Here is a 24,747-nt window from a genome sequence, read left to right as displayed (position 1 = left end):
CGTAAGACATCAGATCGCCTCCTTCCGGGAGGACTGGTCACATGCGGTCCGAGCTGGAAATCCAGGGCCACGCCCCGGAGGAAAACCCCCCGGATACATCCATGGGGATCGTTAACAACTGAAGCTTGCCTCCGTCAAGCTGATACTTCTCCGGAATTCCAGGACGAAGTCCGTATCGACAGCCATTGGTGTACAGGTACCACGGTCGAGGGTGATCGCTTGCCGTCATCAAGGTGGCGTCCGAGCTCAGATCGTCGCCGGGGTCGCAGACTTCCAAACGACATCCGTACGCGGATGGATGCCGTCATTGAAGATTCGTTCGGGCACGCCCGGAGGGATTCCCCGCAGGCGCCCTTGTGCGTCAACGAGATACCACGGACGCCCGGGGCGGGTCACGATGTCACCGGCAATCGATGGGCACCCATCGATGCTGGCCGTGTCGGCTGTACGAGCGGCTGACGGTGCAGCAGCAGCTGGAGTCGGCAGTATCGCGGTCGCAGTCAGCGAGGCGACGGTAAGCGCAAGGGCGCTATGTGACGAACGCACAACCAACCTCCGGAATGAGCACACAGATCGCGTTCCATTCCGACGATATAGGTCAAATCGCACGCCAAGGTCGGCTATCAGCAACGACACCCCCGCGTGAAACCCGGCCTCACCATCACCGCCACCTGCTCCACCAGGTTCACGCGCCAGACCCGCCTGTCGAGCGACCTCCCGGCCGCCGGTGCTCCAGCGCCAACCCGACCAGCGTCTTGACTGGCCCGTCGGTGCACAACACTGCGTCCGTCAGCTCGAACAAGGCGTCGGCCCGCTCGGTCATGCATCGGTAGAGCTGCTCACGGAACCCCGGTGGAAGCGATCGATGTTCTGGCGATCTCAGATGAGTTTCGAGAGGCTGCGCGGTCTACCTCACGAAACCCACTACCCAGGAGAGACCATGACCTCGATCCAGCCTGTCGTCGGCACGCCTGACCTGCCCCGGCTGCGCAACTTCTACGAGAAGGTGCTCGGCGCGACGCAGATCCTTCGTGTACCCGAGGAAGGTCCCGAGTTCTATGTCGAGCTGCGGATCGGCGCAACCACGATCGGGCTCGTGCAGGAGGCGGATACCCAGATCGGCGCACCGGTGCGGATCATCCTCAGCGCCGACGTCGAAGACGTCGACGCACTGCTCCCCGCGGTCGAGTTGGCCGGTGGGACAGTGCCGGGACGGCCCAACGACATGCCGTGGGGCCAGCGCGTCGCGCACGTTCTCGACCCCGACGGCAACATGCTCAACTTGACCAAGTGGCTCTAAGGAGAACTCCCGGCCTTGGAGTGCAGACCCGCTGCACGCTTCTGCCGCAGACAACGTGCGCAGCGTCCCGTCGCCGCCCGCACCCAGCGCGCTGGGCGGCACGCACCGTAGTCACCCTTCGTGACGCAGTGATCTCGTCTGCGGCGGTGTCGGAGTGGAGCGTGAGGTTGAACGACAAGCTCAGACCGTGCCGGACTGGGGCTGCACCAGGCCGGTGTCGTAGCCGATGATGACGGCCTGGACCCGGTCGCGGGCGCCGATCTTGGACAGGACACGGCCGACGTGTTTCTTGACCGTCGACTCGGTGAGGGTGAAGTGGTCGGCGATCTCGGTGTTGGTCCAGCCCTGGCCGATCGCGGCCAGCACCTCGCGCTCCCGGTCGGTGAGGGTGGCCAGCCGTGGATCCGCCGGGATCTCGGCAGGCCTGTCGCCGGGCGGGCGGTGAGCGGTGTACGCCTCCATCAGCTGGCGGGTGAGCCGGGGCGCGACCACGGCGTCACCGCTGGCGACCGCGCGTATCCCGGCGAGCAGCTCGTCCGGGCGGGCGTCCTTGAGCAGGAACCCCGACGCGCCCGCCCGCAGGCCCTCGTACACATACTCGTCGACGGCGAACGTGGTCAGGATCAGCACCCGGGTGCGGTCGCCGGCGGCGGTGATCCGCCGGGTCGCCTCGATGCCGTCCATGCCGGGCATCCGGATGTCCATGAGCACCACGTCGGGATGCAGCTGTTCGGCCTTGCGGACCGCGTCGGCGCCGTTCTCGGCCTCGCCGAGGACGGTGGTCTCCTCGGTGGCGTCGAGCAGCATCTTGAAACCGAGACGCTGCAGCGGCTGGTCGTCGACGATGAGCACCGTGATCAAAGTTGGCTCCCCTGGTTCATGACGACCTCGACGGTCCATCCGCCGCTGCCGGGTCCGGCGATGACCGAGCCGCCGTAGAGGGCGGCACGTTCGCGGATGCCGACGATGCCGTGGCCGCCGGCAGGTGACGAGGACCGTCTGGTGGTAGTCCGGCCATTGTCGCTGGCCCGTACCCTCACCTGATTTTGATCGGCAGTGACGGTGACCTCGGCAATCGCGTGCGGCCCGGCATGTTTGAGGGTGTTGGTCAACGCTTCCTGGACGATGCGGAAGACCGCGAGTTGCAGGCCCGGCGCAAGACCGTGCAGGTCGCCGGCGGTGCGGTAGGTGACCGTCAGCCCCGCGGCGCGGACCCCGGCCAGCATCCGTTCCATGTCGGCCATGCCCGGCTGTGGGGTCAGCTCGGGATTCTGGGTGTCGTCGCGGAGCACGCCGACGACGCGGCGCAGGTCGTCCAGGGCGGTCCGGCCGGTTTCGGCGATCAGCCCCAGGGGTTCCGCGGTGCTCTCCTGCCGGTTGATGGCGAGTTGGGCGCTGCCCTGGGCGAGCCCGATGACGATGGCCAGGTGGTGGCCGACGAGGTCGTGCATCTCCCGGGCCACCCGGGCGCGTTCGGCGGCCGCCGCCAGCTGGGCCTGCTGATCACGCTGGGCCTCGAGCCACGCGGTCCAGCCGTCCTGGGCGTCGCGGTAGGCGCGGAAGGTGCGCCCGGCCAGGCCGGCTGCGATGCCCGCCGACGAGGTTCCCAGCATCAGCAGCAGTGCCGCCAGGCGATGCTCGCCCACCGGCGCCAGTACGTAGATCGCGAACGTGAGCTGCGCCGTCGTCACCCCGGCCACCACGGCCAGGGTCCGCATCGAGCAGCGCGCCGCCACGCCGTGCAGCATGATCAGGACGACCACGCCGGTGGCGACCCAGATCCCGGCGGCCCATTGCGCCAGCAGGATCACGGCCACCGCGGCGAACGCGGCCACCGGAGCGCGTCGCCGCCACCAGAGCGGGACCAGCAGCAGGACCGCCGCGGCCAGGCGGATCGCGATGACCCGCGGTTCCAGAGCGGTGTCGCGGTGCTCGCCGCCGCCGGTGATCACCTGCCCGAGGGTGAACAGCAGGACCAGCAGGGCCAGCACCGTGTCCAGCAGCCAGGGGCGCCGCCGGTCCAGGCTCTGCAGCTGGCCCTGCCGGCTGAGCAGCCACCGGGCGACCGGGTGTTCCAGAAAAGGATCCGGTTCGGGTGGCGTGGGTGCCACCCGAACCGGCTCGCTGGTGATCATCATTCGATTGTCGGTCAGGCGTCGGACTTGGCCAGGCGGTATGCGGCGGCGCCCAGGGCCGCGGCCACCCAGGCCGCGAAGACGGCCAGGCCGGTCCACGGGCCCAGCGACGTGTCGGCGGTGGTCAGCGACATGATGGCGCTGCCGGCGTTGCTGGGCAGGTACGGGGTGATGTTCTCGGCCCACGAGTCGGGCAGCAGCATGACCAGGGTGGGCACGATCAGCAGCAGCCCGGCGAGGATCGCGATGCCGCCGGCGCTGGAGCGCACCAGCGCGCCGAGGGCGACACCGAACACGGCCACCAGGCCGAGATAGAGACCGGCACCGAACAGTGCCCGCAGCACACCGTCGTCACCGAGGCGCAGCGTGGCCATCGCGTCGCCGGCCAGCGGCGATCCGGCGAAGAACGCGACGAACGCGGCGGCGGTCATCACCACGAACGCGATCCCGCCGGCTATCGCCGCCTTCGACCACAGGACCGGCAACCGCGACGGTACGGCGGTCAGCGTCGAGCGGATCATGCCGGTGCTGTATTCGCCGGCGGCGAGGAGCACGCCGAGTACGCCGACGGCGAGGGCTCCGAACGTCGAGCCGCTGAGCACCAGGGCGACCACGTCACCGGCGGCGCTGCCGGGTCCGCGGCTGTCGGCCGGGTCGAACGATGCCGCGGCGATCAGGCCGACCGCCACGAGCAGGAACGCCGACACCGCCAGGGTGATCCAGGTCGAGCGCAGCGACCAGAACTTGGTCCACTCGCCGGCCAGCACGCCGCGGGTGGTGAGCCGGTAGACCGGCCGGGCCGGTGCGGTCATGGTGGTCATCGGACGGCTCCTTGCAGGACGGGGGTGGCGGTGTATTCGACGGCGTCGCGGGTGAGGTCCATGAACGCCTCCTCCAGCGAGACCTGTTCCTCGGTGAGCTGGTAGAGCGGGATCCGGTATTCGGCGGCGAGCGCGCCGATCTCGCGGGTGCTCAGGCCGTCGACCAGCAGTTGTTCGGCGTCGACCGAGGTGACCATGACGCCCGGCCGGGACAGCAGCTGGCGCAGCATGCCGGGCTCGGAGGTGGCGACCTTCACCCCGCCGCCGGCGGTCTGCGCGATCAGGTCGGCGACGGTGGTGTCGGCGAGCAGCCGGCCCTGCCCGACGACCACGAGATGTTCGGCGATCAGTGCCGTCTCGCTCATCAGGTGCGAGGAGAGCAGCACCGTACGGCCCTCGGCGGCCAGACCGGCGAGCAGGTTACGCACCCAGAGCACGCCTTCCGGGTCCAGGCCGTTGACCGGCTCGTCCAGCATGATCACCTGCGGGTCGCCGAGCAGGGCCGCCGCGATGCCGAGCCGTTGGCCCATGCCGAGGGAGAACCCGCCGACCCGCTTGCCGGCGACCTTGGTCAGGCCGGCCAGGTCGATCACCTCGTCGACCCGGCTGCGCGGGATCCCGTGGGTACGGGCCAGGGCTAGCAGGTGGCTGACCGCGGACCGGCCCGGGTGCACAGCCCTGGCCTCCAGCAGCACGCCGATCTCCTGCAGCGGTGCCGCGTGGTCGGCGTACCGGCGGCCGTTGACCAGGACCTCGCCCGAGGTCGGAGCGTCCAGGCCGACGATCATCCGCATCGTGGTGGACTTGCCGGCGCCGTTGGGGCCGAGGAAGCCGGTCACCTGGCCCGGGTGGGCGGTGAAGGTCAGCCCGTTGACCGCCGTCTTCGTCGCATATCGTTTGACGACGTTGCGTACCTCAATCATTGCGGCGCCTCTCTCCGGTCCTGCTTGCTGAAATCCACGCTAGGCAGAGATCACGGCCGGCTCGTGGTACCGAGGGCGACACTTGCGCCGGGCCAGTGGTACCCAGGTACCAGTGGGTCGCAGCACCGAAACACCGGGAACGGCCCTTCGGCGAATTCCGACCACAGCCGTTGAACGCCCACGCCTACCGCCGTCGCGGCACCCCGTTCTCGACCGCGTGGCTGAGCAGCCGGCGGCCGGAGGCGAACCGCTCCCAATGCTCAGCCAGCAGTTGCTGGGCCAGCAGCCGGCGCAGGTTGTCGCGATGCCGGCGGGTGGCCCGCACGGCCGTCTCCTCCCCCAGCGGCGTCAGCCTGACCAGGCGGCCGCGCCGATCACCCGGGTCATCGGCGCGCTCCACCAAGCCGACTGCCTCCATCCGGTCAATTGGTAGGAGTTGCCCCGACGAGTCGTTGTGCCATGGTGAGACCCGCCGGGGCGATCCCGATCGAGGAGAGCACGTGTCCGTCAACCGCATCACCTACGCCGAACTGCCGGATTCGGTGCGTAGCGCCATCGAGGAGGTCACCGGGGCGCCCGAGTCGCTGGAAGCGGTTCACGAAGGCTTGAACACTGCGGTGGCGGTGAAGCTGCACAGCCCGAAGGGCTCGTACTTCATCAAGGCGCTGTCGACTCGGCACCGATGGGTGTGGACACAGGAGCGCGAAGCTGAGATCGCGCCCTTCGTTCGTCATGTTGCGCCAGCACTGCACGCGCGGGTTGTCGATGGTGGGTGGGATGTTCTCGTCTTCGACGTACCGGCGGGGCACCGGGCCGACTATTCACCTGGATCGTCAGATCTTCCACATGTGGCGAATCTGCTGGAACGAATCGGGCAGACGAGATGTCCGGACATTCCCTTGCGCCGAGCCGAGCAAAGGCTTCAGTCATACGTGAGCGCAGAGGATCTGGCGCATTTTGCAGGCGACTCTTTTCTCCACACCGACTTGAACTTTGCAAACATCATTGTCGGCAAGGATCGAGCCAGCATCGTTGATTGGGGATGGGCGACTCGTGGCGCCCCCTGGCTCGACTCCGCCTATTGGGTCATCTGGCTGATCACCGCAGGACATTCGCCGCACTCCGCAGAGCAGTGGGCTTCCCGGGTACCTTCGTGGCGAACAGCACCAGAAAGCGGAGTCACCGCCTTCGCTCAAGCAAATGCGCGCATGTGGTCGGAGATTGGCGGAGCCAACCCAGACAACTGGACAGCCGTCTTAATGAAAGCATCCATTGATTGGTATTCATTTCGCTTAGCAAAAACCTGACGGGGGTCAACCAAACGTCGTCTCGGAAAAGTTCGCCAGCGCCCGACCCGCGTCAGCCACCGGAACCCGTCAATCCTGGATCACCCGAGAGTCGTCTCATGACGCCGACGGCGACCGGACGTTGACCAACGCGGTCGCACATGTGGTGGGAGGTTCCTCAGGCGTCCTGTCCGATCGGGTCCGACGGTGTCCAGGATGGCGTCCGGTCGTCGCCGCCGGCCTCGAAAATGCTGGTTCGGGCTCGGGCCACAGGGGAGGACGTCGTGCGGCGGATCGTGATGGGTGTGTTCCTGGCGCTGCTCGCCGGATGTTCGAGCAGCGGCACGACCGCGGCGGCCGACGCAGGCGCCTCGAGCCCGTCGCCCAGCCCGTCACCGCGCTGCGACGGCGTGTCCCCGATCTGGGCCGTCTTCACCGTCCAGAGGAACAGCACGTTCATCGAGGACGGCGGCCTCAACGTACTGGTCATCGCCCCGAGCGAAGAGTTCTGCCCGGACGACGACGGCGACGGCGCCGTCGTGATCTCGACAGCCACAGTCCGCTACGGTACGCCCCGCTCCCAGCCCACCGTAGTGGGCGAGCCCGAGATGGTCGCCGAATACGACGGCACGACGGAGGTGCGCGTGCCGATCCCGGTGATCGGCTCGAAGTGCCTGGGTGTCGCCGTGTTCGTGGGCACCACGATCGCCAAGGCCGAACTGCCTCCGACGGGCTTCATGGGCGTCATCGGAGGGCCTCGGTTGTCGGCGGATCTGTTCGAGTCGGCGGGTGGCCTCAGACGGCCGACCGGCAATCTCCTCGGCATCGACGCGGCCTCCGGCCCGAGCTGCACCACCACGATCACCCGGGAGTAGTTCACGTTCTCGCTGCCGGCCGAGTGGTTCGGGACGCGATGGGCTGGTGGGGCGGTGGTCCGCGGTTCGGCCGTTGCAGCAGGTTCAGCGACGGAGCATCCGGTCCCAGTCGGCGGGATTGGCACACCAGCGCCACGCTTCGACCTTGTCGCGTTTGCCGGACGGGCGGCGGATCACCAGCCGCTGGCCGTCCATGACGAGCCGGTCGGTGGAGCCGAGCGGAATCCGGGAGCCGAAGCCGAACATGCGCAGCCCGAGCAGCGGCACCGTGATCTCATTTTCCCGGACGACCAGGTACGGCAGCGGCCCGAGCGAGAGCAGCCCGATGCACAGAAAGATCGCTCCCGCCGCCAGCGCCGGAAACGCCTCGCCGAGATCGTCGATCAGGACGAACGAGAGCACCACGATGAGCAGCCCGGGAACGATGAACAGTGCGGAGTACCACCTAGCGAACCTGACCTTCACGACAGCACTCCATCGATCGAAGTCATTGACAGTCGCCACCGTAGCGGGCCCGCGCTCGCCTCACGGGCGGGCTCGCTGCCGGCTGGCACGTCCAGGCGGTTACCGCGCAGTGATTTCGCAAGAGCGTAGGGTTCGCACACCCCTTCGTCAAGGGGTGTTACGAAGTCCGTGGAACTTTCGGCAACGGTATTCACAAGGGTGAAACGAAGTCTTAACGTATCTTCACCCTTCGATCCGCCCCCACGGAGAAGCCCATGCTGAAGCGATTCATGAGCGTGTTCGCGTGCGCTCTGCTGCTCCTTGCCGCATGGACGGTTCCCGCCCACGCCGCCGCGGTCAGCGTCACCAACGGCACCCAGCTCACCGACACCGACGGCAACCCCATCCAGGCCCACGGCGCCGGCGCCCTCAAGGTCGGCTCCTACTACTACCTGTTCGGCGAGAACCGCAACGCCGACGGCACGTTCAAGTACGTCTCCGCCTACCGGTCGGCCGACCTCGGCACCTGGACACACGTCAACGACGTGCTCACCCAGAGCTCGGCCACCGAACTGGCGGTCGCCAACATCGAACGGCCCAAGGTCATCTACAACAGCAGCACCGGCAAGTACGTGCTGTGGATGCACTGGGAGAACGGATCCGACTACGGCCAGGCCCGGGTCGCCGTGGCCGTGTCGGACACGGTCGACGGCGACTACACCTACCAGGGCAGCTTCCGGCCGCTCGGATACGACTCGCGGGACATGACCGTGTTCCGTGACGACGACGGCACCGCGTATCTGATCTCGGCGACCAGCGTCAACGCCGACCTCAACGTCTACCAGCTGACCAGCGACTACCTCGGGGTCGACCACCTGGTGCAGACACTGTGGGCGGGCTCCCACCGGGAGGCGCCGGCGGTGTTCAAACGCGGCGGCGTCTACTTCATGATCACGTCGGGCGCCACCGGATGGGCGCCCAACCAGGCCAAGTACGCCACCGCGACCAGCATCTCCGGCACCTGGAGCAGCCTGGTCAACCTCGGCGACAGTACGACGTACGCGTCCCAGAGCACGTTCGTGCTCCCGATCGAAGGCAGCTCGACGACGTCGTACCTGTACCTGGGCGACCGGTGGGCCGGCGCGTGGGGCGGGCCGGTGAACGACTCCAACTACGTCTGGCTCCCGCTCACCTTCGCCGGCAGCACCAGCATGTCGATGAGCTACTCCGGCACGGTGTCGATCGACACCGCCACCGGCACGGTCACCGGCGGGAGCAGCGGCTACCACAGGCTGATCGCCCGGCACAGCGGCAAGTGCGCCGACGTGGTCAGCGCCTCGACGGCCAACAACGCCGCGCTCATCCAGTACACCTGCGGCACCGGAACCAACCAGCAGTGGCGGCTGCAGAACCTGAACAACGGCTACTACCAGATCGTGGCCCGGCACAGCGCCAGATGCCTCGACGTGACCAGCGCGTCCACCGCCGACAACGCCGCGGTCATCCAGTACACCTGCGGCACCGGCACCAACCAGCAGTGGCAGCTGTCCAGCACTGGCACCGGCTACTACAGCCTGATCGCCCGGCACAGCGGCAAATGCCTCGACGTGACCAGCGCGTCCACTGCCGACAACGCCCGGCTCATCCAGTACACGTGCTCCGGAGCGAACCAGCAGCAGTGGTCGCTGCCAGCCGCGTGAAAGGGGCGACGTTCCGGCGGATCAACCACAGCAGGACGCTGATCCTGATGTGCCTGCCGGCGATCGTGTTCTTCCTCGTGTTCGCCTACGCCCCGATGCCCGGCTCGTGGATCGCGTTCACCAACTTCAACTACCGCGACGGGATCTTCGGCAGCCCGTTCGTGGGGCTGCGGAACTTCGAATTCCTCTGGAAGTCGGGGCAGCTCTGGAACCTGACCCGCAACACGATCCTCTACAACCTGGCCTTCATCATCCTGGGCAACATCGTCCAGGTGGCGATCGCCCTGATGCTCAACGAGATCCGTTCGAAGTACTTCAAGAAGATCAGCCAGGCGGTGATGTTCCTGCCGTACTTCATCTCGGTGGTGCTCGTCGGCGTCATCGCCTTCAACCTGCTCAACTACGACACCGGCGTGATCAACGGGCTGATCGAGCAGACCGGCGGCGACCCGATCAAGATCTACTCGATCGCCGGGCTGTGGCCGCTCATCATCATCCTGTTCCACCTCTGGCAGAGCACCGGGTACGGCTCCATCGTCTACTTCGCCGCCATCCTGAGCATCGACGACTCCCTGTTCGAGGCCGCCGCGATCGACGGCGCCTCGGCCTGGCAACGGATCCGCCACATCATCCTGCCGAGCCTCAAACCCACCTTCATCATCCTGCTGCTGTTCTCCCTCGGCGGGATCATGCGGGGCAACTTCGGGCTGTTCTGGAACCTCATCGGCAACAACGCCACGCTCTACGCCACCACGGACATCATCGAGACCTCCGTCTACCGAATGATCATCAGCCAGAACAACTTCACGACGTCGACGGCGGTGGGCCTCTACCAGTCCCTGTTCGGCTTCGCCCTGGTCATGCTGTGCAACTGGATCGTGCGAAGGATCAACGAGGACTATGCGCTCTTCTGACGCCGGCGACTATGCGGTACGCGGTGTCTCGTACACCATGGTCTCGATCTTCACGCTCTTGTGCCTGTTGCCTTTCGTCCTGATCGTCTCGGCCTCGTTCTCCGAGGAGTCCCAGATCAGGGAGCACGGCTTCAGCCTGCTGCCGCGCGGCTTCTCCCTCACCGCGTACGAGTTCATCCTCAACTCGCCGCGGCAACTCATCGGCTCGTACGTCGTCACCATCACGATGACGGTGTTCGGCACCGCGATCGGTCTGATCATCATCGCGATGACCGGCTACGCGCTGCAGCGCAAGGACTTCCCGCTGCGTAACGGGATCTCCTTCTTCATCTACTTCACCACGCTGTTCTCCGCGGGCCTGGCGCCCACCTACCTGTGGGTCGCCCGCGATCTCGGGCTGCGCGGGAACTACCTCGCGGTGTTCCTGCAGCTGCTGATGACGCCGTGGCTGATCATCCTGATGAAGAACTTCGTCAGGTCGATCCCCACCGAGATCACCGAGTCGGGGAAGGTCGACGGCGCCGGAGACTTCCGGATCTTCCTGCGGCTGGTGCTTCCGATGATGAAGCCCGCGCTCGCCACCACCGGCCTGTTCCTGGCGCTCGGCTACTGGAACGAGTGGTACCTCTCGTCGCTCTACCTGGGCAGCACCGTCGAGTTCAAACCACTGCAGTACCACCTCTACAACATCATCAACACGGCGAACGCGCTGAAGAGCTCGATGGCGGGCAACTACGTCTCGGTCACCGAACTGCCCAGCAACACCCTGAAGATGGCGAGCGCCGTGGTCGCGACCGGCCCGATCGTCCTGCTCTACCCGTTCGTGCAGCGCTACTTCGTCAGCGGCATCACGGTCGGGGCCGTGAAGGGCTGACCGTGCCCGTACGTGTGCGCGTACGCGGCGTACCCCCTCCGAAGTTGAAGGAGACACCGTTGAATCGAACAATGATCAAGATCGGGGCGGCGCTTGCCGCCTTGACCCTGGGCCTGGGAACACTCGCGGGTTGCAGCGGCGAGGACGACTCCGGCCAGCCCACCAAGGTCACCATGCTGGTGCTCGGCAACAAGCCCAGCAACGGCCGGCTCGAGGCGATGCTCAAGGTGCTGAACCCGCGCCTGACCGAGCAGGCCAACGCCACCCTCGACCTGCACTACATCGAGTGGGCCGACTGGCAGACCCAGTACAACGTCCAGCTGCTGTCCGGCGACTCCAGCATCGACCTGATCACCACGGCCACCGACTGGCTGTTCGCCTGGGAGAACGCCCAGAAGGGCGCCTTCCTGCCGCTCTCCCCCGAGATGCTGCAGAACAGCGCGCCCAAGACGTGGGCGCAGGTCGAGGCCGCCGGTGACTGGGACCTCACGAAGCTGGACGACGGCCAGATCCAGTTCATCCCGGAGGACGACTACACCCAGTGGACGAACCACGGCTACTTCTACCGGGGCGACTGGGCGAAGCAGGCCGGCATCCCGGACGGGACCATCACCAGGTTCGAGCAGTTCACGCAGTACTTCACCTGGGTCAAGAAGAACCAGCCCAAGGCGTATCCGTGGGACATCGCGAAGTCGAACGAGTGGGCCCTCACCGGCTACCTGCAGGGCCACAGCGACTGGTTCACCCTCCAGGAGGTCACCACGGGCAGCTACTACCCGTTCCAGATCGACAACTCCGGCGCCACGCCGAAGGTCACCTCCTGGTACTACTCCAGCGACCAGTTCCTGGCCGCCGCCCAGAACGCCAAACAGTGGAACGACCTCGGCGTCTGGCGCGAGGACGCACTGAACTACGACGCTGAACCGATCGAGCAGTTCTACGCGGGCCTGTCCGGCGTGCACCAGCACCACACGCAGACGTACGTGACGCAGATCGTCGACAACATGACCAAGAAGCAGCCCGGCTCGGACCCCAAGATGTTCTCCTTCGGCCAGGAGAACGGCAACATCTTCCGCGACATCAAGACGCACGGCGCGATGGCGGTCTCGGCCAGCTCGAAGCACCCTGACAAGGCGCTCGAGGTCTACGACCTGATCCGTAACGACAAGACCGACTACATGCTGCTGAACTACGGCATCGAGGGCACCGACTACGTCCTGGCCGCCGACGGCAAGATCGACCGCCCGGCCGGCTGGGACCGCTCGAAGGACGCTCTGGACTCCAACTTCTGGGGTGGCCGCCGGGACGAGTTCGAGCCGGGCGTGGTGACCGACGCACCGAACAAGGACGCGCTCTACACCTCCCTCGACTCGGTGGCGAAGGTCTACCCCTTCTCGACGCTGCGGGTGAAGAAGGACCAGATCGACCCGACCCTCACGGCGGTCGCCGGGGTGCTGTCGGAGTACATCCCGCAGCTGCAGTACGGCAAGATCGCCGACCCGGCCGCCGCGATCACCGAGATGCGCCAGAAGATGAAGGACGCCGGCTTCGAGGACGCCCTGAAGTCCATCCAGGCCGACGTCGACGAGTGGAGCAAGACCCACAAGGCCAAGTAGCCGCCCACGGCCCGGTCCTCGCCGGCGAGGACCGGGCCCGGTACGAAAGGTGACGGTCATGAGCAGTGCCGGACTGTTCGCGGCGGACTCCCCGCTGCTGCGCTTCCTCAACCGGTTCGCCGACCTGATGATCCTGAACCTGCTGTTCCTCGCCACGTCGCTGCCGATCGTCACGCTCGGCGCCTCGCTCACCGCGCTGAGCGGCACGGCGATGCGGATCGCCCGGGGCGGGAGCGAGTCGGCGGCCGGCGACTACCTGCGGGCTCTGCGCCGCGACCTACGGCAGGGCACGATCCTCGGCCTGATCGTCGCCGGGCTGGGCCTGGTGATCGCCGCCTGGTGGGCCGTCATCGACGGCCTCGGCCTCCCCGGCCTGGTCCAGCTGGTCGGGTTCACGGTCTGCGGCGTGCTGGCGTTCCGCCTGACGCTCGTCGCGCTCTACGCCTTCCCCTACCTCGCCACGTTCGACGACGACCTGCGCACCGTGCTGCGCAACGCCCGGCTGATGTCCGTCCGGCACGCGTTCGCGTCGCTGGCGCTGCTCGCCGTGACCGGCCTGCCCGTCGTCGTCACCGTCTTCTACCCGAAGGCCACGGTGTTCGGGCTGCTCTGGTTCCTCATCGGCTTCGCGGGCGTCGCGTTCCTGGCCGGGATCGTGCTCACCGGTGTCTTCGCCAGCTACGCCCCCGAACTCGCCCTCGACCCGTCGGACAAGCCCGCCCGACCCCTCGACCCTTCGGACAAGCCCGCGTGACTGACCCCTCGACCCTTCGGACAAGCCCGTTTGACTGACCCCTCGAGACCGAAGGTTGCCTGCCTGTGCGTACCTCCCCGATCCGCCGTTGGTCCTTCCTGCTCGCCGACGAGCCCGATGCCTGGGCCAAGGGCTTCGACGACTCCGGGTGGCGCCGGGTCGTCGTGCCGCACGACTGGAGCGTCGAGCACCCCTTCGATCCGTCCTGCTCCAGCGGCACCGGCTACCTGCCCGGCGGGGTGGGCTGGTACCGCGGCCACGTCTCGCTCGCGGCGCTCGGCCTCACCCCGGGCCGGCGGCTCCGGCTGGTCTTCCACGGCGTGTACAAGAACGCCGACGTGTGGGTGAACGGCTACCACCTGGGCTCGCGTCCCTCCGGCCACGCCCGCTTCTCGTTCGACCTCAGCGAGTTCCTCGATTACGCGCCCGACGACGACCTGGTCGTCGCGGTCCGCGTCGACCGGACCGAGGTGTCCGACTCCCGCTGGTACAACGGCTCCGGCCTCACCCGGCACGTGGACCTGGAGGTCCACGACGCCGTGCACCTCGCCGAACACGGCACCGTCGTCGAAACGATCAAGATCGACAAAACCGAGGCGAGCGTACGGGTACGCCAGCTCGTGGTGAACGACGGCGACGAGGACACGACCGTCACCGTCGAGAACGAGTTGCGTTCGCTGACGTCGGATCGCGTCCACCGGTTCACCTCCACGGTCCGAATCCCGGCCCGGGCGACCCGCACGGTCGAGACGGTCGAACACGTCCTCAGCCCCGAGCCGTGGTCGGCCGAGCACCCGCACCTCTACCGACTGACGACCGTCCTGCGGCCCTCCGGTGAGGCGTCCGAGCTGGTCGTCGGCCTGCGGACGGTCCGCTTCGACCCCGATCACGGGCTGTTCGTCAACGGCGAGCCGCAGACCCTGAAAGGTGTGTGCCTGCACGAGGACGCGGGTGTGCTCGGCACGGCCGTGCCCGCGGCCGTCTGGATGCGGCGCCTGCTCAAGCTGAAGGCGATGGGCTGCAACGCCGTCCGGATGGCCCACAACCCGCACGCCCCCGCGCTCTACACCCTGTGCGACGCCCTCGGCTTCTACGTCGTCGACGAGGCGTTCGACGAATGGGAGAACCCGAAGAACAAGTGGTGGCAGGGACACAACGTCTACCCGCCGCGGCACGAGGGCCCCGCGAAGCACTTCCCGGTCTGGCACGCCGCCGACCTCACCGCGATGGTGCAGGCCCACCGGCATCATCCGTCGGTCGTCGCGTGGAGCATCGGCAACGAGGTCGACTACCCCAACGACCCCTACGCCAGCCCGCTGTTCGCCGAGATGACCGGCAACAACGACGCGTCCAAGCCCGCCGCCGAGCGCGTCTATGACCCGGCCCGGCCCGACATCCGCCGCCTGACGACGATCGCGAACCGGCTGATCGACCTGGTCAAGGCCGCGGACCCGACCAGGCCTGTCACGCTGGCCGCCGCCTTCCCCGAGCTGTCGAGCCTGACCGGTCTCCTCGACCGCCTCGACCTGATCGGCTACAACTACAAGGAGCATCTGTACGAGTCCGGCCACGCCCGATTCCCGGACCAGCCGTTCGTCGGCTCCGAGAACTCGCACTCCTACCAGGCGTGGCGACACGTCGTGGAGAAGGACTACGTCGCCGGCCAGTTCCTCTGGACCGGGATCGACTACCTCGGCGAGGCGCACGGGTGGCCCGTCCACGGCTCGCCGGCCGGCCTGCTCACCACCGCCGGGTTCGCGAAGGCGGCCTACCATCTGCGCCGGTCCTGGTGGTCCGCGCAGCCGATGGCCTACCTCGTCACCCGCCCGCACACCGCCGACCCGGACAAGCAGCTCTGGACCCACCCGGTCACCCGGACGTGGGACCACGAACCCGGCCGCCCGGTCGAGGTGATCTGCTTCAGCAACACCGACGAACTGACCCTGACCTGCGGCGACGAGCAGATTCCGCTGACCTTCGACGACACGGCGGGGTGGTGGTCGGCGGTCGTGCCGTACCGGGCCGTGCCGCTGACTGTCACCGGGCGAACGGGCGACACCGTCGTACGCGACGAGCTCGCACCGCGCGGTGTGGCCGTACGGCTCGACGCCCGGGTGTGGACTCCCCCACCCGGCGTCGCCGAACTCTGCGCCGCGGCCGGAATCACCACCGACGAGGTGATCCAGGTCGAGGTCGCCCTGCGCGACGAGCACGGGGCCGTCGCCGCCGACGACCGGCTCGTCTGCGTCGAGGTGGCCGGCGGCGATCTGCTCGGCCTGGACAACGGTGACCTCGGCGACCCGACGCCGTACCCCGAGCCGAGCCGCCGCACCCGGGACGCCCGCGCGGTCCTCTACCTGCGCGGCGGCCCGGCGACGGTCGTGACGCTGAGCGCACCAGGCGTCGCGGACGTCCGGCTCGACCTCGCGCCGAACGTTACGGCACCGTTTCCCATTGTTTCTACAAGGCATTGACGAAGGGTTGTACGAAATTTAGGCTCGGCAATATTTCCGGCTCCGACTGGAGATGGCATTGCGTTCACCCAGCAGATTCCCGCTCCGCGCACTGACGTCCGTCCTCGGCGCGCTGACCTCCGTCCTCATCGCCGGCTCCACCACGGCCTACGCCGCCGCACCGTGCCCGGCCACCCCGAACACCAGCGACTTCCGCGGCGTCAACTGGGCCGACCCCCGCGACAACTACGCCACCGACGCGGTGGTGCCCAGCGGCCTGTCGACAACCGACGACTACCGCACCGTCTACCGCGTCACCACCCGCATGGTCGGCGACTTCCGCAAGAACCTCGGCGCCAACACCCTGCGCCTGCCGATCAACCCGGCCAGCGTGGGCACCACCTGGTGGCGTTCCTACCGGGCCGCCATCGACGCGGCCACCGCCGCCGGCCACAAGGTCATCCTCAGCTACTGGGAGGCCGACACCAGCAAGGACGGGCTGGTCGACGACGTCGCAGCCTGGAACACGATGTGGGACACCGTGGTCCGCGAATACGGCCGCAACCCGCGCGTCTACTTCGAGCCGATGAACGAGCCGCACGGCTACACCCTCGACCAATGGGTGTCGGTGGCCTCCGGCTGGATCACCCGGCACCGGTCGGTGGCCCGCAACCACGTCGTGGTCAGCGGCACCGGCTACAACGACAACGTCACCGGCGTCGGCGCCGCACCGGCACTGCGCGGCACCCTGCTCTCGCTGCACTTCTACGGTTTCTGGGCCAGCGACACCCAGAAATCGGCCTGGCTGGCCAACCTGACGGCCCGGATCGGCCCCTACGCGAACCGCACGATCATCGACGAGGCCGGCGCGCCGATGACGATCGGCCTGAACTACGGTGCCAGTGACGGCAACACCTCCACCGCATACTTCGCCGCGCTCACCGAAACCGCCCGGGCCAACCGCATGGGCATCGTCTACTGGCCCGGCCTGCGCTTCGGCGACTCCTACTCGATCACCTCGGTCGGCCCCGACGGCCACCTGGTGAACAACAGCGCCACCGGCGTCGCCCGGCTGCGCTGGGGCTGGGGCTTCGGCACCACCGAGCCGGTCAACGACGATCCGCCCGCACCCCCAGGCCAGCCCCTGATCAACACCGCCACCGGCCGCTGCCTGGACGTGCCGGGCTTCAGCACCACCGACGGCACCCAACTCGACCTGTGGGACTGCAACGGCGGCGGCAACCAGTCGTTCAACTGGGAATCGAACAAGACGATCACCGTGTACGGCAGCAAGTGCCTGACCGCCACCGGCGACCTGGTGACCATCAATGCCTGCACCGGCACCGCAGACCAGCAGTGGACGCTCACCACGGCACAGACCGTGACCAGCGGGGCCGACCCGACGCGATGCCTGGACGCCCCCACCGGCGGCGCTGTCGTGGTCACCACCTGCACCGGCGCGGCCAGCCAGTCCTGGGCGTCACATTTGTGAATCCTTAGAATAAGGACCTACGGCGCCGTCCCCCGGGATCGGGGGACGGCGCCGCCACGGTGGAGACATTCGGCTAGGGCGGTCCAGTCATGAAGCGCACCTCTCGCGACATCCGGGTCGCCAACCGGTTCGAGGTGTTCCGGCGCATCCTCGCGGCGGGCCCGGTGGCGCGGCAGGAGATCGCCGCCGACACCGATCTGAGTCTGGCCACCGTGTCGAACCTCGTCGGCGAGCTCCTCCAGGCCGGCCTGGTCGAGGAGGTCGGCTTCCAGGACTCCGGCGGCGGGCGCCCACGCGCCCTGGTCGCCGTGCACCGGCCCGGCGGATTCCTCGCCGGCGTCGACGTCGCCGAGACGTACGTGCACGTCGAACTCTTCGACACCGGCCTGCAGGTGCTCGCCAGCGTCGAGGAACCACTCGACCCACGGCAGGAGAGCCACCCCGCCCAGATAGTCGCCCACATCGTCTCCAGCCTGCGATCGGTGACCGCCCAGGCCGAGGTCGGCCTCGACCAGCTCCTCGGAGTCGGGGTGAGCGTTCCCGGCCAGGTCGACCGCGACGGCGGCGTGTCGATCTTCGCCCCCAACTGGGACTGGCACGACGTCCCCCTGCGCAGCCAACTCGCGGCGCACCTGCCGGTCCCGCTCTACCTGGACAACCCGCTGCGCGCCGGAGTCCTGGCCGAACTCTGGTTCGGCGCCGGCCGCGGCCGCGACGACGTGGTCGTGCTCACCATGGGCACCGGAGTCGGAGCGGGCCTCGCCTACCACGGACAGCTCTACCGCGGCGCCACCAACAGCGCCGGCGAATGGGGCCACACCAACCTGGTGATGGACGGCCGGCCCTGCCGCTGCGGCAGCCGGGGCTGCGTGGAGGCGTACATCGGGGCACCCGGCATCATGGCGCAGCTACGCGAAATCGCGCCCGCCAGCCCCCTGCTGCACCCCGACGACCAGACCGCCACCATCGACGCGCTCGCCGACGCCCACCGCGCCGGCGACCCGGTGGCCGTGGCTGTGGTGAACGAGACGGCCCGCTTCCTGGCCGTGGCGATCGGCGACCTGATCAACATCGCGAATCCCGAGGTGATCGTGCTGTCCAGCTGGGTGGCCGCCAAACTCGGCGAACCGCTGCTGGACCGGGCACGGACCCTGCTGGACCAGCACGCACTGAGCCGCCCGCTGACCCACACCGAGATCAGCCGGTGCCAGATCGACGGCAACCCGGTCAGCCTCGGCGCGGCGACGTTCGCCCTGGAGGGCTACCTCGCCGCGATCGGCGGCCCCGCCCCAGCCCTGCGCGCCGCGGTCCCCGCCACACCGCCCCGCAGCTAGTGTGATCGATATGGCCGGCTCTCTGGTCGCGGTCAGCGACCTGCACATTTCGTACGCCGAGAACCGCCCTGTCGTGGACCGGATCCGCCCGGCGCACGAGGACGACTGGCTGATCGTGGCCGGTGACGTCGGAGAGATCTTCGCCGATGTCATCGCCACGCTCAGCACGCTGCGATCGCGATTCCGCCAGGTCGTCTGGGCGCCGGGAAACCACGAGTTGTGGACTCATCCGGGCGACCCGATGAGCCTGCGCGGCGCCGCCCGGTACGCCGCCCTGGTCAGCGCCTGCCGCGACCATGGCGTGCTCACCCCGGAGGACGAGTACCCGATCTGGCAGAGCGCGGACGGGCCGGTCGTCGTCGCGCCGCTGTTCCAGCTCTACGACTACTCGTTCCGGGTCCCGGCGGCTCACGACAAGGAGGAGTCGCTGCGGCTGGCGTACGAGGCCGGGGTGGTCTGCACCGACGAGGCGCTACTGCACCCGGATCCCTACCCGACGCGCGAGCAGTGGTGCCGGGACCGGGTCACCCGGACCGAACAGCGGCTCACCGCCCTCGACCTGCCGACCGTGCTGGTCAGCCACTGGCCGCTGATACGCGAGCCCACCGACGTGCTCTGGTACCCGGAGTTCGCCCAGTGGTGCGGGACAACGCTGACCGCGGACTGGCATCGGCGGTTCCGCACGACGGTGGCGGTCTACGGCCACCTGCACATTCCACGGACCACGCACCATGACGGCGTCCGGTTCGAGGAGGTGTCCCTCGGATACCCGCGGGAGTGGCGGCGTCGCGGCACGGAGCCGGATCCGGTCCGGCACATCCTGGGGCACGCGTGATCGAGGCTCTGCTGCCGGACCACGTGATGGCGGTCGAGGCGTTCACCGACATTACCGGCGAGCCGCCGTTCCCCGGCGAGGAGGACCTCGTGGCGAACGCGGTCGAGGTTCGCCGCCGGGAATTCGTGACCGCACGCCGCTGCGCCCGCCAGGCACTGGCCGCCTTGGGGCATCCCGCCGCGCCGATCCGGGCGGGTGCCCGCCGGGAACCGATCTGGCCGGCCGCGGTGGTCGGCAGCATCACCCACTGCGCCGGGTACCGGGCGGCCGCAGTCGCGCGCCGGCCCGATCTCGCCGGGCTCGGCATCGACGCGGAACCGCACGAGCGGTTACCGGCGGGGATCGAGGAGTCGGTGACCGTGCCCTCCGAGCGCGCACACCTGCGCCAGCTGAGCGACCACTATCCGGCTGTCCGCTGGGACCGGCTGCTCTTCAGTGCGAAGGAATCGGTCTACAAGGCGTGGTACCCGCTGACCGGACGATGGCTCGGCTTCGAGGATGCCGAGCTGACCTTCGAACCGTCGGCCGGCGTCTTCCGGGCCCGGATTCTCGTCGACGGCACGCGCCGTGACGCGGCCCCGCCGCTGACCGAGATCGGCGGGCGGTTCCTGATCGGCGGCGGCTTCGTGCTGACCGCGGCGAGCGTGGCCGCCTGAGGCCGGCGACGGCAGACGCGTTCAGGTGACCCTGACGCCGGTCTGTAGTTTGCTCGAACGCCCGGTCCGCCGCTTCGGTCACGAAGAACTACGAATCGCCGTCATCGGTTTCTCCACCCAGCTCTACCACGGCCGCGTCGCCGCGCCGGTCCTGCAGTGGCCGGCGCTCAGGTGCTTGGCTCATCGAGAAGCCTCCGTGGAAACCCCCGGCTGTAGCCGTGGGGAGGAATCGGATTTCCTGCGGAGCAGGTCAGGGATAGCCCATCCGCCGTGAAGGCGGATGGGCGTCTGGTCAGGCGTTGCGCTGGTTCTCCACATACTTCTTCCTTCTTCACGGTCTCCAGGGTTGCGCCGCCGACGGTGGCGACGAGGTAGCTGTTGGTCCATGAGTCGGAATACGGGTCCGGACCTCGGGGAACTCCTGCCGGATGAGCCGCGAGGAACGGCTCTTGATCTGCTTGACCAGGCGGTGGATGCCGGACTGGGGGGCGCAGGTGACCAGCAGCTGCACGTGGTCGGACATGGTCTCCAGCTCGATGATGGGTGCGTTCCGCTCGCCGCAGACCTCGCGGATGATCTGCTTGAGCCGGATGTCGACGTCTGCGGTGATGACCTTTCCGCCGGTACTTCGGGCACCAGACGACGTGATAGGTGCAGCGGTATACGGCGTTGTTGTTCGATCTGATCTCGTCCACCGCGGCAGCGCATGTGGCTTCGATCGATTTGTATGCTGTCCTATGTGGACGATACGGTGCGTTACACCTACCGGCTGCGGCCCGGCCGGATCGCGGAGGCCGCTCTGCTGGCCGAGTGGTCGCGCTGCCGGTGGCTGTGGAACGAGGCCGTCCACCAGCAGAAGACCGGCCGCAAGCCGACGTTCGGGAAGCTGTCGAAGCTGCTGACCGAGGCGCGTTCGCGCAACTGCTGGCTGCGTGATGGTTCGCAGAACGCCCAGCAGCAGATGCTGCGCACCTACGGTGCGGCCTTGAACGACTCGTTCAAGGTCAAGGGCCGGGGCCGTCCGAAGGTGAAACGGCTCAAGGACGCTCTGCCGTCGCTGGAGTACACCCGTAACGGGTTCAAGCTGGTCGGTGGCCGTTTGCGGCTGCCGGGCAAGGTGTTCGTCCCGGTCGTCTGGTCCCGGGAACTGCCATCCGGCCCATCGTCTGTCCGCGTCTACCGCGACAGTCTCGGCCACTGGTACGCCTCGTTCGTCGTCAAACGCGAACAGGCCGAGATTTCGGCCCCGGACCTGCCCGGCATCGGCGTGGACTGGGGCGTGAAGACCACCGCCACCACCACCGACCCGGCCTTCGACCTGCCGTACCTCGGCCACCGCCGCCGGTGCGCCGCGGAGTTGGCCAGGGCCCAGCGCAAGATGGCCCGCCGCCGCCGGCCCCAGGGCCAGCCGCAGTCGAAGGGCTATCTGACCGCGAAGCGGCAGGCCGCCCGGATCGCGAAGAAGGCGGCCCGGCAGAACACCCACGACGCCCGGGTCTGGGCCAAGACCGTAGTGACCCACCACAGCCTGATCGCCGTCGAGGACTTCAAACCGAAGTTCCTGGCAAAGAGCAGGAACATGGCCCGCAAAGCGGCCGACGCCGCGATCGGCGCCTGCAAACGAGAACTGATCGACAGTGGTCTGCGGGCGGGCCGGAAGGTGGTGCCGGTGCCGCCCGCCTACACCACGATGACCTGCTCCGGGTGCGGCGAGAGAACCAATCTCCGCCTCGGACTGGGCGTACGGATTTTCGAGTGCACGGCCTGCGGCTACACCGCCGACCGTGACCTCAACGCCGCGAGGACGATCCTCGCCACGGCTGAACGCGACCGTGCCAGTGCCGACGACGTAAGACATCAGATCGCCTCCTTCCGGGAGGATTGGTCACATGCGGTCCGAGCTGGAAATCCAGGGCCATCCGGCCCCGGAGGAAACTCCCCCGGATTCATCCATGGGGATCGTTAAGTCACGTCTCCTGTCTCGCGGATGCCGTGTCACTGTGCGATCCGGTTCTGGAGGGCCGCTCGAAGCGGCCTGTAGACGGGCAGCGGCGCGCCGGCCGGCCGATCAGGGAACGAGGACGATCTTGCCGAGCTGGGTGCGGGCCTCCATCAGCTCGTGCGACTTGACGGCCTCGTCGAGCGGGAGCCGGGCGTGCACCACCGGCTTGACCTTCCCCGAGGTGATCATGTCGATCAGGTCGCGCTGACCGGCGGCGATCGCCTCGGGACGGTTGTACATCATGGCGTAGAGCGCGAACCCGGCGACCGTCTTCATCCGGGTCAGCGCGAGCGGGTGGATCGGCTCGACGGCGCCGCTGGCCGAGCCGTAGAAGACGAGCCGGCCGAACTGGGCGGTGAGCTGCACGCTCTTGGTGAGGATGTCGCCGCCGACGGTCTCCAGGACGACGTCGGCGCCACGGCCGCCGGTGGCGGCGCGGACCTGCTCGTCCCAGTCCGCGTCGGTGTAGTTGATCGTGACGTCGGCGCCGAGCTCCCGGACGAAGTCGAGTTTCGCCTGGGTGCTGGCGGTGGCGATGACCTTGCCGGCGCCCATCGACTTGGCGATCTGCACGGCCAGGTGGCCGACGCCGCCGGACGCCGCGTCGATCAGGATGGTCTCGCCCGGCTTGAGCTGCCCGGACTCCTTGATCGCGTGGTAGGCGGTCTGGGCCGGGCTGGGCAGCAGGGTGGCCTCGGCGGCGTCCAGGCCGGCCGGAATGGCGATGAGCCAGGAGGCGTCGGCGAGCACGTAGTCGGCGTAGGCACCCTCGTGGACGTCGGTGACCACCCGCTCGCCGATGCTGACACCGGTGACGCCCTCGCCGAGGGCCTCGACGGTGCCGGCGACGTCGCCGCCGGGTGAGCCGGGAAGGTTGGCGTGGCCGCCGATCCGGATCCCCTGCCGGCGCTGGACCTCGGCGAAGGTGACCCCGATCGCCTCGGCGCGGATCAGCACCTGTCCCGGTCCGGGACGCGGGTTCTCCGCCTCCTCGACCCGCAGGACCGACGGTTCGCCGTGCTCGTAGTAGCGGACGATGCGCATGGTGGTTCTCCCTCATGGTGATGCGGTGGAGTGCTAAAAACGTATGCATTACATCATGCATGTGTTGGCGACACTACATGCACCCGGAAGGGCGTCCGGTACCGCAGGCCCGGATCCGGTCCGCCGGTCCTCGTGTGATCACCCGCTCGGAAGAAGGCGATAATGCTCCCCATGGAAACCTCAGCTGAGCAGCCGATGCGGCCCTCGGACCTGCTCGACGCCGTTGGGCCGGCGTTCTCCCGGCTGCGGCGGGCTGCGGCGCTGAACGTCGAGCGGCCGGTGTCACGGAAGGACCTGACCCGGACCCTGGTGCTCAACATCGTCGCCGAGGGGCCGGGCCCGGACGGCCGGGAGATCACCGTCGGCGTCGTGGGCGAGCGCCTGGCGGTCGACCCGTCGGTGGCCAGCCGGATGGTCTCCGACTGCATCACCGCAGGCCACCTGGCCCGGGCGGCGTCACAGGAGGACGGCCGGCGCACCATTCTGGAGCTCACCGCCAAGGGCGAGGAGACGCTGGCCCTGTTCCGGCGGCATCAGCGGTCGGCCTTCGAGCGGATCACCGCCGACTGGACCGAGCCGGAGCGACTGGAGTTCGCCCGCCTGCTGATCAAGTACGTGGACAGCGTCGCCGCGCTGCAGCCCTCGACCGAGGCGTAAGGCCCCCGAGCCGCCACGAAAGTGGCCACCGGAGAACCGGCTTGACGAAACTTACTTCGGAGCCTAACAATCAGGCCATGAACAATTCTGACCGTGAGCCCACCGCGGATCAGTCGGTCAGCCAGCTGTTCGCCGCCGCTGCCCGGTTGTCCGGCAGCATGTGGGTCCGATTGCTCAACGAACGCCTCGGCATCGGCTGGACGGCCTACACCGTCCTCACCCACCTCGAGACCCGCGACGGTCAGACCACCAAGGAGATCGCCACCGCCTCGGCGGTCACCCCATCGACCCTGACCGGCGTGGTGGACACCCTGGAGCGCGACGGCCTCATCGAGCGCCGCCGCTCCGACACCGACCGCAGAGTCATCCGCCTGCATCTGACCGATGCCGGCCGTCAGCGCGTGGCGGCTTCCGCCGGCAAACTCAACGCGGAGTTCGACGCTCTCTTCGACCACGTCGACCCCGCCGACGAACCGGCGATCCGCCGCTTCCTCCTGGCTGCCATCACCCGCTTCGCCGGGGAGCTCGGCATCCCGGGCGCCTGATTCCCTATCGGGGATTTGTTGTCAAGTGCGGGTCTGCTTGACGGTCGGTGAGGGTGCCGGGGAGGATTTGTGTGGGGAAGGTCGCCT

General features: G+C 68.1%; 23 protein-coding genes and 1 pseudogene. 16 read left to right on the top strand and 8 right to left on the bottom strand.

Going from position 1 to position 24,747, the window contains the following annotated elements:
• Window positions 1-940: 940 nt before the first annotated feature.
• Entirely contained in the window at window positions 941-1,300 is a 360-nt protein-coding gene (locus AB0E94_RS49410; protein WP_360342696.1) for a VOC family protein, read from the top strand.
• Between the two features lie 180 nt (window positions 1,301-1,480).
• Here AB0E94_RS49410 and AB0E94_RS49405 read toward each other — a convergent pair whose 3' ends face one another.
• The 5 genes from AB0E94_RS49405 to AB0E94_RS49385 form a co-directional block, all read right to left on the bottom strand.
• The gene (locus tag AB0E94_RS49405) at window positions 1,481-2,161 is read right to left on the bottom strand and encodes a response regulator transcription factor (RefSeq protein WP_360342693.1); all 681 of its coding nucleotides are present in this window, start codon (window positions 2,159-2,161) and stop codon (window positions 1,481-1,483) included.
• Window positions 2,158-3,435, bottom strand: coding sequence for a histidine kinase (locus tag AB0E94_RS49400; protein ID WP_360342690.1), 1,278 nt, complete (start codon window positions 3,433-3,435; stop codon window positions 2,158-2,160). The genes AB0E94_RS49405 and AB0E94_RS49400 overlap by 4 nt, the downstream gene beginning before the upstream one ends.
• A gap of 14 nt (window positions 3,436-3,449) precedes the next feature.
• Window positions 3,450-4,256: an ABC transporter permease gene (locus AB0E94_RS49395; RefSeq protein WP_360342687.1), complete on the bottom strand. Its 807-nt coding sequence runs from the start codon at window positions 4,254-4,256 to the stop codon at window positions 3,450-3,452.
• A complete protein-coding gene (locus tag AB0E94_RS49390; protein ID WP_360342684.1) occupies window positions 4,253-5,179 on the bottom strand; it encodes an ATP-binding cassette domain-containing protein in 927 nt (308 codons plus the stop codon). The genes AB0E94_RS49395 and AB0E94_RS49390 overlap by 4 nt, the downstream gene beginning before the upstream one ends.
• Before the next feature lie 184 nt (window positions 5,180-5,363).
• On the bottom strand, window positions 5,364-5,579 hold the full coding sequence (locus AB0E94_RS49385; RefSeq protein ID WP_360342681.1) for a hypothetical protein: 216 nt from the start codon (window positions 5,577-5,579) through the stop codon (window positions 5,364-5,366).
• Between the two features lie 100 nt (window positions 5,580-5,679).
• Here AB0E94_RS49385 and AB0E94_RS49380 point away from each other — a divergent pair, with 100 nt between their 5' ends.
• The gene (locus tag AB0E94_RS49380) at window positions 5,680-6,486 is read left to right on the top strand and encodes a hypothetical protein (protein WP_360342678.1); all 807 of its coding nucleotides are present in this window, start codon (window positions 5,680-5,682) and stop codon (window positions 6,484-6,486) included.
• A gap of 263 nt (window positions 6,487-6,749) precedes the next feature.
• Window positions 6,750-7,340, top strand: coding sequence for a hypothetical protein (locus tag AB0E94_RS49375; protein ID WP_360342675.1), 591 nt, complete (start codon window positions 6,750-6,752; stop codon window positions 7,338-7,340).
• A gap of 84 nt (window positions 7,341-7,424) precedes the next feature.
• Here AB0E94_RS49375 and AB0E94_RS49370 read toward each other — a convergent pair whose 3' ends face one another.
• Window positions 7,425-7,805, bottom strand: coding sequence for a hypothetical protein (locus tag AB0E94_RS49370; protein ID WP_360342672.1), 381 nt, complete (start codon window positions 7,803-7,805; stop codon window positions 7,425-7,427).
• A gap of 254 nt (window positions 7,806-8,059) precedes the next feature.
• Here AB0E94_RS49370 and AB0E94_RS49365 point away from each other — a divergent pair, with 254 nt between their 5' ends.
• The 10 genes from AB0E94_RS49365 to AB0E94_RS49320 all read left to right on the top strand — a co-directional run bounded on the left by AB0E94_RS49365 (window position 8,060) and on the right by AB0E94_RS49320 (window position 20,412).
• Entirely contained in the window at window positions 8,060-9,484 is a 1,425-nt protein-coding gene (locus AB0E94_RS49365; protein WP_360342669.1) for an RICIN domain-containing protein, read from the top strand.
• On the top strand, window positions 9,481-10,398 hold the full coding sequence (locus tag AB0E94_RS49360) for an ABC transporter permease subunit (RefSeq protein ID WP_360342666.1): 918 nt from the start codon (window positions 9,481-9,483) through the stop codon (window positions 10,396-10,398). Before AB0E94_RS49365 ends, AB0E94_RS49360 begins: the two co-directional genes overlap by 4 nt.
• Complete coding sequence (locus tag AB0E94_RS49355; protein WP_360342663.1) at window positions 10,385-11,272, top strand: carbohydrate ABC transporter permease; 888 nt, start codon at window positions 10,385-10,387, stop codon at window positions 11,270-11,272. Before AB0E94_RS49360 ends, AB0E94_RS49355 begins: the two co-directional genes overlap by 14 nt.
• A gap of 59 nt (window positions 11,273-11,331) precedes the next feature.
• A complete protein-coding gene (locus tag AB0E94_RS49350; RefSeq protein WP_360342660.1) occupies window positions 11,332-12,888 on the top strand; it encodes a DUF3502 domain-containing protein in 1,557 nt (518 codons plus the stop codon).
• 58 nt (window positions 12,889-12,946) lie between these two features.
• Entirely contained in the window at window positions 12,947-13,642 is a 696-nt protein-coding gene (locus tag AB0E94_RS49345; RefSeq protein ID WP_360342657.1) for a DUF624 domain-containing protein, read from the top strand.
• Between the two features lie 65 nt (window positions 13,643-13,707).
• Window positions 13,708-16,116: a glycoside hydrolase family 2 TIM barrel-domain containing protein gene (locus AB0E94_RS49340; protein WP_360342654.1), complete on the top strand. Its 2,409-nt coding sequence runs from the start codon at window positions 13,708-13,710 to the stop codon at window positions 16,114-16,116.
• 58 nt (window positions 16,117-16,174) lie between these two features.
• Window positions 16,175-17,587, top strand: coding sequence for a cellulase family glycosylhydrolase (locus tag AB0E94_RS49335; protein ID WP_360342651.1), 1,413 nt, complete (start codon window positions 16,175-16,177; stop codon window positions 17,585-17,587).
• A gap of 89 nt (window positions 17,588-17,676) precedes the next feature.
• Window positions 17,677-18,921, top strand: a complete 1,245-nt coding sequence (locus AB0E94_RS49330) for an ROK family transcriptional regulator (protein ID WP_360342648.1) — start codon at window positions 17,677-17,679, stop codon at window positions 18,919-18,921.
• Between the two features lie 10 nt (window positions 18,922-18,931).
• Window positions 18,932-19,756 (top strand): metallophosphoesterase, encoded by an 825-nt coding sequence (locus tag AB0E94_RS49325; protein ID WP_360342645.1) that lies wholly within the window; start codon window positions 18,932-18,934, stop codon window positions 19,754-19,756.
• A complete protein-coding gene (locus AB0E94_RS49320; protein ID WP_360342642.1) occupies window positions 19,753-20,412 on the top strand; it encodes a 4'-phosphopantetheinyl transferase superfamily protein in 660 nt (219 codons plus the stop codon). Before AB0E94_RS49325 ends, AB0E94_RS49320 begins: the two co-directional genes overlap by 4 nt.
• 326 nt (window positions 20,413-20,738) lie before the next feature.
• Here AB0E94_RS49320 and tnpA read toward each other — a convergent pair.
• Window positions 20,739-21,107 (bottom strand): annotated as a pseudogene (gene tnpA, locus AB0E94_RS49315) (IS200/IS605 family transposase); the annotation flags it as partial.
• Window positions 21,108-21,151: 44 nt separating this feature from the next.
• Here tnpA and AB0E94_RS49310 point away from each other — a divergent pair.
• The gene (locus AB0E94_RS49310; RefSeq protein WP_360342639.1) at window positions 21,152-22,378 is read left to right on the top strand and encodes a transposase; all 1,227 of its coding nucleotides are present in this window, start codon (window positions 21,152-21,154) and stop codon (window positions 22,376-22,378) included.
• Between the two features lie 102 nt (window positions 22,379-22,480).
• Here AB0E94_RS49310 and AB0E94_RS49305 read toward each other — a convergent pair whose 3' ends face one another.
• Window positions 22,481-23,458, bottom strand: coding sequence for a zinc-binding dehydrogenase (locus tag AB0E94_RS49305; protein ID WP_360342636.1), 978 nt, complete (start codon window positions 23,456-23,458; stop codon window positions 22,481-22,483).
• 171 nt (window positions 23,459-23,629) lie between these two features.
• Between AB0E94_RS49305 and AB0E94_RS49300 the strand changes: the two genes are divergently transcribed.
• Entirely contained in the window at window positions 23,630-24,115 is a 486-nt protein-coding gene (locus AB0E94_RS49300; protein WP_360342633.1) for a MarR family winged helix-turn-helix transcriptional regulator, read from the top strand.
• Window positions 24,116-24,192: 77 nt separating this feature from the next.
• Window positions 24,193-24,660, top strand: coding sequence for a MarR family transcriptional regulator (locus AB0E94_RS49295; protein ID WP_360342630.1), 468 nt, complete (start codon window positions 24,193-24,195; stop codon window positions 24,658-24,660).
• The last annotated feature ends 87 nt before the right edge of the window (window positions 24,661-24,747 follow it).

Origin of the sequence: Actinoplanes sp. NPDC026670 (assembly GCF_040638175.1) — a bacterium.
Classification (GTDB): Bacteria; Actinomycetota; Actinomycetes; order Mycobacteriales; family Micromonosporaceae; genus Actinoplanes.
Note: the sequence above shows the minus strand (reverse complement) of the source record. Positions and strands in the feature narration are given on the sequence as shown.

Coding starts and splice junctions, on each gene's coding strand:
- AB0E94_RS49345 (WP_360342657.1), top strand. CDS start 12,947: ATGAGCAGTGCCGGACTGTTCGCGGCGGACTCCCCGCTGCTGCGCTTC.
- AB0E94_RS49410 (WP_360342696.1), top strand. CDS start 941: ATGACCTCGATCCAGCCTGTCGTCGGCACGCCTGACCTGCCCCGGCTG.
- AB0E94_RS49400 (WP_360342690.1), bottom strand. CDS start 3,435: ATGATCACCAGCGAGCCGGTTCGGGTGGCACCCACGCCACCCGAACCG.
- AB0E94_RS49355 (WP_360342663.1), top strand. CDS start 10,385: ATGCGCTCTTCTGACGCCGGCGACTATGCGGTACGCGGTGTCTCGTAC.
- AB0E94_RS49395 (WP_360342687.1), bottom strand. CDS start 4,256: ATGACCACCATGACCGCACCGGCCCGGCCGGTCTACCGGCTCACCACC.
- AB0E94_RS49365 (WP_360342669.1), top strand. CDS start 8,060: ATGCTGAAGCGATTCATGAGCGTGTTCGCGTGCGCTCTGCTGCTCCTT.
- AB0E94_RS49325 (WP_360342645.1), top strand. CDS start 18,932: ATGGCCGGCTCTCTGGTCGCGGTCAGCGACCTGCACATTTCGTACGCC.
- AB0E94_RS49300 (WP_360342633.1), top strand. CDS start 23,630: ATGGAAACCTCAGCTGAGCAGCCGATGCGGCCCTCGGACCTGCTCGAC.
- AB0E94_RS49330 (WP_360342648.1), top strand. CDS start 17,677: ATGAAGCGCACCTCTCGCGACATCCGGGTCGCCAACCGGTTCGAGGTG.
- AB0E94_RS49305 (WP_360342636.1), bottom strand. CDS start 23,458: ATGCGCATCGTCCGCTACTACGAGCACGGCGAACCGTCGGTCCTGCGG.
- AB0E94_RS49295 (WP_360342630.1), top strand. CDS start 24,193: ATGAACAATTCTGACCGTGAGCCCACCGCGGATCAGTCGGTCAGCCAG.
- AB0E94_RS49390 (WP_360342684.1), bottom strand. CDS start 5,179: ATGATTGAGGTACGCAACGTCGTCAAACGATATGCGACGAAGACGGCG.